Source organism: Paenibacillus sp. MMO-177 (genome assembly GCF_037147795.1).
Classification (GTDB): domain Bacteria; phylum Bacillota; class Bacilli; order Paenibacillales; family Paenibacillaceae; genus Pristimantibacillus.
Map to the genome: position 1 here is coordinate 952,718 of NZ_JBBCUR010000002.1, position 12,103 is coordinate 964,820.

General features: G+C 51.5%; 12 protein-coding genes. 3 read left to right on the forward strand and 9 right to left on the reverse strand.

The window, feature by feature from the left end; genetic code table 11:
- Positions 1-54: 54 nt before the first annotated feature.
- Positions 55-1,794 (forward strand): Rqc2 family fibronectin-binding protein, encoded by a 1,740-nt coding sequence (locus tag WFK81_RS09930; RefSeq protein ID WP_336786240.1) that lies wholly within the window; start codon positions 55-57, stop codon positions 1,792-1,794.
- Positions 1,795-2,231: 437 nt separating this feature from the next.
- Positions 2,232-2,816 (forward strand): C40 family peptidase, encoded by a 585-nt coding sequence (locus tag WFK81_RS09935; RefSeq protein ID WP_336786241.1) that lies wholly within the window; start codon positions 2,232-2,234, stop codon positions 2,814-2,816.
- Positions 2,817-2,882: 66 nt separating this feature from the next.
- Here WFK81_RS09935 and WFK81_RS09940 read toward each other — a convergent pair whose 3' ends face one another.
- The 9 genes from WFK81_RS09940 to WFK81_RS09980 form a co-directional block, all read right to left on the reverse strand.
- Positions 2,883-3,743: a PHP domain-containing protein gene (locus WFK81_RS09940; RefSeq protein ID WP_336786242.1), complete on the reverse strand. Its 861-nt coding sequence runs from the start codon at positions 3,741-3,743 to the stop codon at positions 2,883-2,885.
- Positions 3,734-4,645, reverse strand: coding sequence for a selenium metabolism-associated LysR family transcriptional regulator (locus WFK81_RS09945; protein ID WP_336786243.1), 912 nt, complete (start codon positions 4,643-4,645; stop codon positions 3,734-3,736). Before WFK81_RS09945 ends, WFK81_RS09940 begins: the two co-directional genes overlap by 10 nt.
- A gap of 101 nt (positions 4,646-4,746) precedes the next feature.
- Entirely contained in the window at positions 4,747-5,184 is a 438-nt protein-coding gene (locus tag WFK81_RS09950; RefSeq protein ID WP_336786244.1) for a hypothetical protein, read from the reverse strand.
- A gap of 261 nt (positions 5,185-5,445) precedes the next feature.
- Positions 5,446-5,709 carry a YlbG family protein gene (locus tag WFK81_RS09955; RefSeq protein WP_336786464.1) on the reverse strand — a complete coding sequence of 88 codons (264 nt, stop codon included), beginning with the start codon at positions 5,707-5,709 and terminating at the stop codon, positions 5,446-5,448.
- A gap of 37 nt (positions 5,710-5,746) precedes the next feature.
- Complete coding sequence (locus WFK81_RS09960) at positions 5,747-6,223, reverse strand: YlbF family regulator (RefSeq protein ID WP_336786245.1); 477 nt, start codon at positions 6,221-6,223, stop codon at positions 5,747-5,749.
- Between the two features lie 73 nt (positions 6,224-6,296).
- The gene (locus WFK81_RS09965) at positions 6,297-8,063 is read right to left on the reverse strand and encodes a helicase-associated domain-containing protein (RefSeq protein ID WP_336786246.1); all 1,767 of its coding nucleotides are present in this window, start codon (positions 8,061-8,063) and stop codon (positions 6,297-6,299) included.
- Positions 8,064-8,091: 28 nt separating this feature from the next.
- Positions 8,092-9,756, reverse strand: coding sequence for a DNA repair helicase XPB (locus WFK81_RS09970; protein ID WP_336786247.1), 1,665 nt, complete (start codon positions 9,754-9,756; stop codon positions 8,092-8,094).
- Positions 9,757-9,880: 124 nt separating this feature from the next.
- Complete coding sequence (locus WFK81_RS09975) at positions 9,881-10,303, reverse strand: CBS domain-containing protein (RefSeq protein ID WP_336786248.1); 423 nt, start codon at positions 10,301-10,303, stop codon at positions 9,881-9,883.
- A gap of 59 nt (positions 10,304-10,362) precedes the next feature.
- On the reverse strand, positions 10,363-11,544 hold the full coding sequence (locus WFK81_RS09980; protein ID WP_336786249.1) for a M20 metallopeptidase family protein: 1,182 nt from the start codon (positions 11,542-11,544) through the stop codon (positions 10,363-10,365).
- A gap of 212 nt (positions 11,545-11,756) precedes the next feature.
- Here WFK81_RS09980 and WFK81_RS09985 point away from each other — a divergent pair, with 212 nt between their 5' ends.
- A complete protein-coding gene (locus WFK81_RS09985; protein WP_336786250.1) occupies positions 11,757-12,101 on the forward strand; it encodes a YugN family protein in 345 nt (114 codons plus the stop codon).
- The last annotated feature ends 2 nt before the right edge of the window (positions 12,102-12,103 follow it).

The following is a 12,103-nucleotide window of genomic DNA, read 5'->3' on the forward strand; positions in this document are numbered from 1 at the left end:
TGGTTTAACTATGGCATGATAGAGAAAGACATTGATAAAGGAGATACAACCCTCATGGCCTTAGACGGCATTGTTATTCACGCAGTAGTTGAAGAGCTTCAGCGCTGCATAGGCGCTCGCATTCATAAAATCCACCAGCCGACGGACAATGATCTCGTATTCAGCATCCGCGGCGCCGGGGCGCAGGGCAAGCTGCTCTTGTCCGCCAATCCGACGTATCCGCGCGTTCATTGGACGAATGCTTCTTACGTCAATCCGCTGGAAGCACCGATGTTCTGCATGCTGATGCGCAAATATTGCGAAGGCGCAACCATTGAAGCAGTGAAGCAAATCGGACGGGAACGGATTATTCATATCGACGTCCGGCACCGCGATGAGCTTGGCGATATTTCGCTCAAGACGATCGTTATCGAAATTATGGGACGGCACAGCAACATTATTTTGCTGGATCCCGCAACCGGGACGATTCATGACGGCATCCACCACGTCACGCCGGCCATCAGTACATACCGGATTGTTATGCCGGGCAGCAAATACACCGCCCCGCCCGATCAAGGGAAGACCGATCCGCTTGCCATTGCAAGCGAAAAGGATTTTCTGGCCGCGCTCGGGCAGCATGCGGATGACGGCAATGAAAGCCTGCCGCCCCAGCGGCAGCTTGTTCAGGCGTTTAGCGGACTTAGCCCTCTGCTCGCCAAAGAGATCGTATTCCGCGCGGAGAACGAAAGCAGCAGCCTCTGGAACAGCTTCCAGGCGCTTTTGAGCGATGTCCGGGCACATGTCTACGCGCCAACCATAGCGGTGGATTCCAATGGCAAATCCTACTTCTCCATAACTCCGCTGACCCATGTGCAAGGCTCTTCCGAGCTTTTTGGTTCAATCAGCGAATGCCTGGAAGCCTTCTATGGCGATAAAGCGGAACGGGATACGGTCAAGCAGCGGGCTTTGGACCTCATTCGGTTCGTTCAGAACGAGAAGGTCAAGAACGAGAAGAAGATCGAGAAGCTGAAGGAAACGGTCGAGGAAGCGCAAGACGCGGATAAATACCGCGTGCTGGGCGAGCTGCTCACTGCCTACATGCATCAGATCAACCGCGGAGACACATCCGTCGAGCTCATTAACTTCTATGACGAAGAGCAGGCAACGGTTACGATTGAGCTGGATCCGCAGCTTACGCCGTCGGACAATGCGCAGCGGTATTTCCGCAAATATACGAAGCAGAAGAACAGCATTGCCGTCGTCGAAGAGCAAATGGCGATCGCACAAGGCGAGATATCCTATATGGAAACGCTGCTGCAGCAATTGGATAATGCTTCGCTCGCCGATATCGAAGAGATCAGGGATGAGCTTGTGGAGCAAGGTTATCTTCGCAGCAGAGTGAAACGCGGACCGAAACGGAAAAAGCCGGCGCGTCCGACCTTGATTTGCTACACCTCCTCCGAAGGCGTCAGCATCTATGTCGGAAAGAACAATACGCAGAACGAATACTTAACGAACCGGCTCGCTTCCCCTTCGGATGTATGGCTTCATACGAAGGATATTCCGGGCTCCCATGTCGTGATCCGCGGAGGCGACTTTGGGGATGCCACCTTGGAGGAAGCGGCTATGCTGTCCGGCTATTACAGCCAAGCACGGGAATCAAGCCTGATCCCCGTGGATTATACGTTTATCCGCCATGTCCGCAAGCCAAGCGGAGCTAAACCGGGCTTTGTGATCTATGACCACCAGAAGACCTTGTTTATTACGCCCGATGAGCAGCGAATCAAAGCCATGCCATCCCGCAGCGTGAATTAAGCAAAAAGCAGTCCGTCCTCAACCTGAGGCGGGCTGCTTTTTTTGCATTTTTCTCTCTTAATCCTAAATTAGAAAACTTTAACGAGCATTAGTCGACCGTTAAACCCGATTTGGAATAACGCCCCAGCGCTCGGGATTCGCTAACCTTATTTTCCCTTCTCATGCGTAAATACATAAAAACAGTTGAATTTCATTTGTTTATATTCTTATTTCTTTATGTTTAAACAATTATTTTTATACTTTTTAGCATTTTTTGTTTTAAAGGACAATTAAGGATTTATAAAAAAATATTTATTTTATCCCTTGCCTATGAAATTGGTAACTTTTATCGGCTGACTACCCCGGTAGAAAGTCTTTAGTATTAAGGAGCCAAACAAAACTTGTACTGGCAGCTAATACGCTTTCAAGCACAAAACCAGACAGGGAGGAACTCATACATGAATAAAAAAGGGATTTTCAAAAAAGGGATCATCACTCTGGCAGGCGTTATTGCTTTAACCGGAGCTGTACAAGCCCCTGCATTCGGAGTAACCACTCCTAAAGCCGCAGCGGCAACTTCTACCCAAAGCTCGCAGCTTAGCAAATTGATTACAAAAGGCAAAACCCAGCTTGGCGTAAAATGGCGCTACGGCACGCAGAAAGCCGGTTACGGGTTTGACTGCTCGAACTTTACTTCCTGGGTGTACAAAACCACTCTTGGAATCAATTTCTCCAGCGCTTCCCGCACTCAGCGTTATAGCAGCAGTGTCGGCAAGCAAGTTATCATTGATTCCAAAAATAAATATAAGAACCTGAAGGTCGGAGATCTGCTGTTCTTCAAAAACTCGGCTGACCCTGGTGACGGAACGTTAAATCGTTCTACAAGCGGCGGCGGCGGTCACGTCGGCATTTACGCCGGCGTCGTGAACGGCAAGCATTATGTCCTCCAATGCGGCGGTGGACGAGGTAAGGTAACTTACGAGAAAATGGAAGGCACATGGTTTGCATCTTCGCTGGTTTACGCAAAAAGAATCGTAAATTAACCGGCAGATACAAAAAAAATAGCGGTGCAGGGATCTCTCCCCTTCATCGCTATTTTTCGTGACAATCTATCTATCCTTGCGAAGCTGGTTCAGCACCTCGGCATTAACGCTTCTGCTGCCAATCTCGCCATGGAATACCTCGCCTTGACGCTCCCCGTGGAAATCTGAGCCTCCGGTCATAATCAGTCCGTGTTTCCTTGCGAGCTCCGTGTAACGCTGTTCTTCTTCCGGTCCATGGTCGGAATGGAAAACCTCGATCCCTTGAACGCCCTTCCCGATCAGCTGCTCGACCAGATCATCCCGTCCATACAAGCCCGGATGAGCAATTACGCTGATTCCTTCCGCTTCGCGAATCCATTCGATGGCCTCAAACGGGTGGAGACGCGGAGGATTCACGTATGCGGCGCCGCCTTCACCCAAATACCGGTCAAATGCCTCTTGCATCGTGGCAACGGCGCCTTTTCGGATCAAAAGCTCCGCAATATGCGGCCGGCCAATCGTTTTCCCTTTGCCTTTACCGCCTCCGGCCAGCGACTGCTCGGCGGCAATTTGCCCGACCTCTTGCATCGTAACGGGAATCCCGAGCTGGACTAACCGTTCCACAATCATCTCATTCCGCGTACCGCGTGTCGCCCGCAGCCCGGCTAGGCGTTCCTGCCAAAGCTCGTTGCGCCAGTCCGGGTAATAGGCCAGCATATGAATGTCCCGCCCATCGGCAACGGTGCTAAGCTCTACTCCCGGCACCACGGTAATCCCCAGCTTTTGCCCCGCTTCAAGCGCTTCTTCCACGCCTGCCATCGTGTCATGATCGGTAATCGCAACGGCGGTTAGCCCCGCCGCCTTCGCGCGGGCAACAACAGCGGCAGGCGACAGCGTTCCGTCCGAGGCGGTCGTATGATTGTGCAAATCCGCTTTTCCTACAACCATTGCTGCAAATCCTTCTCTCTTAAAAAAGTGAGGAACGTAACCGCCGATATCGGCAGAAGGGTTGATTTCAAATAAATCGAATAAAACTGCCGTTTGAACCGGGCGTCCTCGATTGGCACCACATGAAGAAGACCCAGCGCTACCTCGTGTTTCACCGACGATTCGGAAATAAACGAGACGCCAAGTCCGGCTTCTACGGCCGACTTGACCGCGCCCGTGCTTCCCAGCTCCATCACAATCTTCAGGTCGGCAGGATCGATTTTTTTCCGTTTCAGCTGCTCCTCCATGACCAGCCTGGTTCCGGAGCCCTGTTCGCGGACGACAAACGGATATTCCGCCACTTCATCTAGCATAACCGTCGGACGTTTCGACAGCGGATGATCCTTCGGAACGATCAGCTTGAGCTCATCGCTCATTACCGCTTCCATCTGCATGTCCGGATGATTAACCGGGGCTTCGATTAATCCGAATGTCAGCTGATGGTTCAAAATTTCTTCGATGATTTGAGCGGTGTTCATCACCTTCATGCTAATCGCGATTTCCGGGAACGTTTGTCCGAACGGACCCAGCAAACGCGGCAAAATATATTCTCCAATCGTCAGGCTGGCCCCAAGCTGGAGTCTGCCCTTGAGCTGCTTGGTAAAGGCCGACATCGCCTGGTCGGTATCGCGGATCAGCTCGATGCTTCTCCTGGCATATGGCATCAGCGCCTTTCCCGCCTCAGTCAAGTCGATCCGTTTGGTAGACCGCTGCAGCAGCTTTGTCCCGAAATAGTCCTCCAGCGATTGCACCTGCATGGTCACGGCCGGCTGAGTCATATGCAGCGACTGAGCGGCGGCAGAGAAGCTGCCCCGTTCCGCTACCGTATAAAAAATATGCAATTGATGAAAATTAAGCGCCATCTGTCCGACCATCCTCTCTTCTTAGCGGTATTATACTACAAAAACAAGCAAAAAAGCGCAGCACCCTTCGAATAGGATGCTGCGCCCGGCGCGTTCTTCGATTATTTCCTTTTTCGGCTGTTTTTCACCAAAGTCATTCTTCTGGAGTGACGAAGCCATGAATAATATGATTTCAAATCCCGCAGTTCGATCGTCTCCGACATACGTCCTAAAAAGGTTACCACAATCATCTTGTGCAGCGGGTTGCCAAGAAGATCAATGTCTGATTCCGATGGGGCAAATTCGGCAACAAACACCAGATCGTCGTCAATCAGGTAAACATCCTCTTCATTCCGGTAATAAGGCTCAATTCGTCCTTGCTTCAGGCATTCCCATAAGAATTCGGCAATATCCTCGTAGCCCGTCTTCTCACTTTCAACCCGATCCACCCACCGGATCCTGGCATGGTTTGTAATAACGATGTCCGCCACTTTCTTATCGCCCAATTCGATATAAAAGGTTTCATAAGTGCTCCATCTTCTAGTCGTTTTGTCCTTCATCGCCACCACACCTCCACCTTGGGAACCAGGTCTTTTTTACCACTTTTATGTATAAGGATATTTTAACCATGATTGTCCGAGATTTCAACATTAAAATAAACTCAGCCCATAAATGTAATTATTTGTAAAACAATATAAAAGAAAGAAGATCGCCGTACAATGGTCTCTCTGTGTACCAGCGATCTTCCCGCAATTTTATTTAATTATAATTAACTTCCCTGCTTGAATTTCATAAATGTTCATGCTTATGAAATTCTAGTTCTACATGCTGTAGAATCTGGTCTTATCCTCGGCATCTTTTGTATATTCTGTCTTTAATTCGTTGCGGTAAGATCGTTCAACCTTGCGCACGAACGGCAGACGGCTTATTGTCTTTACCGCTTCCTCCGCGCGCTCTGCGTTCATATACATCACGACATAATGCATCTTGCGCGACATATAATGAACGGTTCCGTACTTTTCCAGCGTTCTGGCCGCTTTCAGATCGCTCACCCATATGATATAACCTGTCCGTTCCGGTAACAACATCTATTCCCTCCGTCGAGTCGAATCAAGCAAAGGTCTATCCGCAGCCGCCGCTACCGCAGCTGCAGGATCCGCCGCCTCCGCAGCCGCCCGTTTTCCCTTCATTGCTCGGCACCTTAATCGTATCGGATACCGATTCCGCAATCATGCGGGATACGTCATACAACATCGTATCTACAAGCTGCTCAGCCGTCTTGAACCGCTTAACCGCTTCAATCTGGTCCAGCTCCCGCTCGATTTGCTTCACTTTATCCTTAGCTGCATGATAATCCGGATGGAATCTGCCGAACCGCTCGCATTCCGCGAACAGCTCTTTCGCCTTGGCGAATTGCTTGGTCAGCACCTTCACCTGCTCGTCTTCCTGTACAGCTTCTTTCCAATATAGATAATCGGCTACCTCGGCCGATTGGTTAATAAAATCGCCCAGCTCGTAAGCGCACATCAACAGCGACGCCATATCCAGCGAAGAAACGCCGCTTGCACCATCGTAGGGCAGAACTGTGGTCGTTGGCATTTGTTCACCCTCTTTTCTTTTACACTTGCTTAGCATCTATCATATCATATTCATTCAATGAATAGATACAATTTTACACAAATCCACTCACTCCCGGCGCAACCAGCTTCATCCCTTCCCACATTTCCGGAGTCAAGCATACCTCGCGGCATGCCTCCGGTTCACGCAACAGGCCGGTGACAGCCCAGCCGCTCCCGCTCTTTTCCAGCCTCGCAGGGACAAATGCCACAACGTCCTCATTCATCCTTAATTGAACCGGGGCCTGCCAGCTCAAAGCCCTTTCCAGAATCTCAAGGCGCGTGGAGTGATGATAGGACCTTAACTGCTGCATCCAATTTATAGGTACCCGTTCAAGCTCGGGCAGAAACCGCTCTATCCTGAAATCCTCATGATTCATCAGCTCGCAGCCCGCAAATGCCCGTCCGGAACAACGAAGCGGGAACCCGCCTTGTTCTGATTGAAGTTCAAGCGGCAATTCGGGATACGCTTCTTCCGGAGGCTTTATATCCCCTTCCGCCTGTTTTTCCCAGTCCATAAGACTGGTTTCCAACAGTGGCGAGATTGGCACTCTGCCGGAAGCCGCTTGCAAAAAGGCTATAACCGAAGCAGCACTTCGTCCGTGAGTAATCGCCCGTTCCATTGAACCACGCGTTAATTGCCAAACGGATAGCTGATCATCGGTTCTTCTGTCTGCCACAAGCTCCAGCTCCCAACGGATACGGTACGGGCAGCCTGGAGGAACAAGCAAATCGCCGTTAGGTTCCACCATAACAGGCTCAGGCGTGAGTGCCGGACGTTGCTCTACATGCAAGAGAAGCGGTATCATGGTCCACCGGAACATTCTGCTTCCGCCTGCTCGCGCAAGCTCCATCCATCCGAAGCTGCGCAGCAAATCCAAGCAGGCGCCGCGGCTCTGGTCCCACTCCAAGTTGTTTATTTCAAGCATCGGAAACTGGTCTGCAATAACGGCTTCCGAATACCAGGTCCCCGGCTCAAGCCGCGTCAAAAGCGCCATGACATGCCACATCGCAGGCTTTTTCTCCAGAAGCTCAACGAGGCACACTTGAAATAATAAGGCCTCCCGCATATGCCCCCCTTCCGAGAACCAAGCAGCAAGCGTTTCTTCCTTCCACCTTAACCGCTTCCCTTCGTGAGCGAGTACGCCTAACTGCCTGCTAAGCGTCAGTACAAAGGAAACCGCAGGGCCGTAAGGATCGCTTTCCTCCTGCTGCCAGCCGGACTGAAGAAGACCCGAATCCGTAATCGAAACAGCTTGCATAAGCTTTGCGGTTGTTTTCTTCGGCAGAACTCCTTTTGCCGTCAGGCCAAGGCCGCTTAGGGCAAGCTCAGCCCAAACGGCCAGCAGCTGCCTTCCAAAAGGCTTGCCGGCCATATCCTCTTTCCGTTGCTCCCATAAGCCGCTTGTCGTATCTGCCGCAGGCAGATGGCCAAGCGGAAACAAATAGGGATGCCACAGCATAAAGCAATCACTTGGCATCGCATACAGCCGCTCTCCCCAGCCTTGACGAAGAGCAAACACAATGCCGGCGTTCTGCAGCTGAATCAGCCCGTACCGGAATTCGGCTCCCGACAATCCCTCCCGCAATGAAAAAAGCCGTTCCTCCGAGACTGGACCGGCTCCAAAGCAGCTATAAAACGCCCGCAAAACGGCAAAGCTTGCATCATCCATCCGGTCCACCGCTGCTTGAATGGAGCCCCTGTTGGTCACGGCTTCCTCCCAGTTTAATCCGCGCTCTCTTGCTTCAAACCACAAGGGAGACTTCATGAATTGCTGCTTCGCATCGTTTGCCAGCTTCTCCGACCATTGTTGTACAAACATGAAGAATTACCTCCCTTCCCTCATAGAGCTAATGTTTTTCTAGTTCATATTGGTAGCCTTGCTCGACCAGAAACATCTGCCGCCTTGCCGCATATTCCGTTTCGCTGGTGTCATCGGTCACAATGGTATAGAACCAGGCTTCGTTTCGGCCTTCCTTCGGCCTTAGAATACGGCCAATCCGCTGCGCTTCCTCCTGCCTAGAACCATAGCTTCCCGAGATTTGTATGGCTACGGCCGCATCCGGAAGGTCAACCGCAAAATTCGCCACCTTTGACACCGCCAGAACGGGGACATTTCCCGTCTTGAATTGCTCATACAAGCTTTGGCGCTCATGCTGCGGCAATTCCCCGGTAATGACGGGGACCTGAAGAGAATCCGCAATGGAATGAAGCTGATCGAGATACTGCCCGATGATAAGAGTCGGCGTTCCCTCATGCCGCTCCAGAAGCTGGCGAACAACCGGAACTTTGCCCGGGTTCTCCGCTGCAAGACGCAGCCGCGAGCGTTTCTCTGCGGAATGGTACAGCTCGGATATGCCTTGATCCATCGGCACGCGGATTTCCGTGCATTTGACGGATGCGATATGCCCCTCCGATTCGACGGTTTTCCATTGCAGCTCGAACTGCTTCGGCCCAATCAGGGAGAAAACATCCTCTTCACAGCCGTCCTCCCGAACCAGCGTTGCCGTCAGCCCAAGCCTTCTGGTCGCCTGGATATCGGCTGTCATGCGGAATACCGGGGCAGGCAGCAAATGCACTTCGTCGTATATGATGAGTCCCCAGTCCCGCTCCGAAAACAGCTTCATATGGCGAAACGAATCTTTTTTCGACTTGCGGTGGGTCAGAATCTGATACGTTGCAATCGTGACGGGGCGGACCTCCTTCGAAGCCCCCGTGTATTCGCCTACCTCCGAAGGCTGAAGGGTCGTCTTGTCCAGCAGCTCCTCTTTCCATTGTTGTACGCTGGTCGCATTGGAGGTAAGAATAAGCGTAGCGCTGTTCAGCCTTGCCAATGCCGCGATGCCCACAATGGTTTTGCCCGCTCCGCACGGCAGAACAATAACGCCGCTGCCGCCTTGAATCGTTCCTTCTTTATAAAAAAGGTCAACCGCCTGCCGCTGATAGTCCCTCAATCCGAAGGCTTTGCCGCTTTGCGTTACAGGTCTAAGCGACACGGACAAAGCTTCCCCCGTATGATAACCGGCCAAATCGATCACAGGAAAACCAAGCCGGATTAACTCCTGCTTTAGCTGGCCCCTGTATTCGGGATTCACCTCCCAAGAGCCGTTTTTTCCGCGTTCCTTTAGACACTCCGCAATGACTGAATGCCCTGCTAGTTCTTGCAGCAAATCATTATCCCCGAAGAGCAGGAGACGGCTTTCATTTAATTCAAGACGCAGCTTGCCGTACCGCCCCATCAATGTGCGGATATTCGTCTCCAATACGCCCGGGAGGCCATATCTGGCATATTTTTTTAAGGATTCGATTACCGAGGCTGCGTCCATGCCTGTCGATGCGGCATTCCATAAAGATAAAGAGGACATTTTATACGTATGCCAATTTCCCGGACGTTTCACGAGCTCGGCGAACAGAATCAGCTCCCTGCGCGCTTCCGCCGACAATGGATGCTCATAATCGAGCAGCACGGTCATATCCGACTGAATGATTAACGGCCCATCCTGACGTTCCAACATATCTTCTCCCCCCATGGTTATAGCGGTAAGCATTCACCTCCCAGTATGCAAAAATATCCAGTTTTTTATACGAAAAACGGGACTCCTTCGAGGTGCCGCACCCGAAAGAATCCCGTTTATTCATTTAATGTACATGCTCCGATATTTCATTAAGCGCCGCTCCGGCTTCGTGAATGAAGGCGTCGCGAATAGCGAGATCGCCAATCGCAACAACACCTACCAATTGACCGTTCTCAACGACAGGAAGACGGCGTATTTTATGCTTCGCCATTAATTCCGCTGCTTCATCCATCTTCGTATCTGGCGTAATGGTTAGCAGATCGGTTGTCATAACGGTCTCCACTGCCGTGGAGCCGGAATGCTTCTCCGCGTATCCCCGAACGACAAGGTCCCTATCGGTTACAGCGCCAATCAGTTTTGTTCCCTCTACAATAGGAATAAATCCGAAATCATGCTTTTTCATTAAGACGGCAAGCTCGTACAAATTGTCCTTTAAAGTTGCCGTGATACAAGGCGAGGACATAACCTCTTTGATCGATTTGTTCAAGGCAGAAACCTCCTAGGTCTGATTATATCCCTGTTTAGGATATCCCGCCTGAAGTAATGTCATTCCGCCGCAAAATCTTCCGCCATCTGAATAAGCAGCAGGGCGGAGTGAACCATGGCCCGCTCATCGATATCAAATCGCGGATGGTGATGGGCATAGACGACTCCCGTCTCTTCGTTGCCCGCTCCCACAAACATAAAGCAACCCGGCACCTTCTCCAAATAATACGAGAAGTCCTCTGCAACCATCATCGCCTCGGAACGAAGGGTATTCTCGGCTCCAAACAGCTCTCCGGATACCCGGAAGAAACGGTCCGCTTCCTGCTCGTCATTCACGACGGGCGGATAGCCGATACGCATTTGGTAATCGTATTTCGCCCCGTACATGCTGCAGGTATGCTTAATTAGCTGCTCAAGCCTTTCATGCGTAAGCTTTCGGGATTCCTCGTCAAACGTACGGACCGTCCCTTTCATCGCGCAGCGCTCTGCAATGACATTATTGGTCGTTCCGGCCTGGAATGAGCCAATTGTTACAACCGCAGGCTTCAACGGATCAACGTTGCGGCCAACAATGGATTGAACGGCCTGCACAAGAGCCGAGCCAATCACGATTGTATCGACCGTCTTATGCGGCATGCCGCCATGCCCGCCAAGTCCGATAATTTCCAATGTAAATTCGTCTGCGGCAGCCATAAAAGGTCCCGGCTTAGCGGCAGTCTGACCATACGGAATCGGCGACCACAAGTGAACCCCGTATATGGCGTCTACACCGTCCAATGCCCCTTCTTCAATCATGCGGATCGCTCCGCCCGGAGTCTGCTCTTCCGCAGGCTGGAATATTAACCGGCGCTCGCCGGCCAACTCAGCCTTATGCTGCTGGTAGTAACTAGCCACGGCAAGCAGCGCCGACGTGTGTCCGTCATGGCCGCAGGCATGCATCACGCCGGGAACCTTGGACCGGTAGTCGCATTCCTTCTCATCCTGAATCGGAAGTGCGTCGATATCCGCGCGAAGAGCTATGACAGGCCCCGGCAATTCCCCTTTTATCGTAACCAGCAGGCCATGTCCGCCAACGCCTTCGCGCACCTCGCAGCCGAAAGCTTTCAGCTGCTCTGCGATCCAGCGGGAAGTATGTACCTCCTGGAAAGACAGCTCCGGATTCTGGTGGAGATGTCTGCGCCACCGGACCATTTCCGGATAAAGCCGCTGCAGCTGCTCTTTAATATAGCCACTAGTCTTCAAAGGGCACACCTCCTATTTCCATCTATTCTAACAGAACGGCGCGGCGCGGCAAAGAGAAAGCATGGCTGTAGCCGAGAGTAAGTCTTGCGCTGACTGGGGAAACATACTATCATGGGAAAAGATGTACAAATGAGTTTTTGCGCGCTTGCGCAAAACTCGGCTTTGCCAGCCTAAACCTTACATTTTACAAGCAACTATAGGAGGAAATAACGATGATTATTGAAAACTCGGGTCTTAACGGCCTTCAAAGCGATCTGGCTCATCTGGACGAGTCTGCCGAGCAGCTTGGATTTGTACGTTGGCAGTGGGAGTACTATCGCGCTACATACGATCTGAAGCTGGAAGATCAGGCAACAAAATCGGAGTACTTCTTGCGCATCAACACTCGTGCGGTTGAAGGCAAGTTGGAAAATCCTCATGCGGTGCTTACAATCGAACACGTATACATCGGAAAAGCGACTTTCCCTCACGGCATGGAATATGAATCGCCAGTTCCGCAACCAATCATGACGATTGCGAATCAACGTCTTGAAAAGCTGAAACAGCTGCTTGCCTAATC

Excerpts from the sequence above, each read along its gene's own strand:
- WFK81_RS09940 (WP_336786242.1), bottom strand. The coding sequence starts at position 3,743 with ATGGTTGTAGGAAAAGCGGATTTGCACAATCATACGACCGCCTCGGAC.
- WFK81_RS09950 (WP_336786244.1), bottom strand. The coding sequence starts at position 5,184 with ATGAAGGACAAAACGACTAGAAGATGGAGCACTTATGAAACCTTTTAT.
- WFK81_RS09945 (WP_336786243.1), bottom strand. The coding sequence starts at position 4,645 with ATGGCGCTTAATTTTCATCAATTGCATATTTTTTATACGGTAGCGGAA.
- WFK81_RS09985 (WP_336786250.1), top strand. The coding sequence starts at position 11,757 with ATGATTATTGAAAACTCGGGTCTTAACGGCCTTCAAAGCGATCTGGCT.
- WFK81_RS09965 (WP_336786246.1), bottom strand. The coding sequence starts at position 8,063 with ATGTTTGTACAACAATGGTCGGAGAAGCTGGCAAACGATGCGAAGCAG.
- WFK81_RS09960 (WP_336786245.1), bottom strand. The coding sequence starts at position 6,223 with ATGCCAACGACCACAGTTCTGCCCTACGATGGTGCAAGCGGCGTTTCT.
- WFK81_RS09930 (WP_336786240.1), top strand. The coding sequence starts at position 55 with ATGGCCTTAGACGGCATTGTTATTCACGCAGTAGTTGAAGAGCTTCAG.
- WFK81_RS09935 (WP_336786241.1), top strand. The coding sequence starts at position 2,232 with ATGAATAAAAAAGGGATTTTCAAAAAAGGGATCATCACTCTGGCAGGC.
- WFK81_RS09970 (WP_336786247.1), bottom strand. The coding sequence starts at position 9,756 with ATGTTGGAACGTCAGGATGGGCCGTTAATCATTCAGTCGGATATGACC.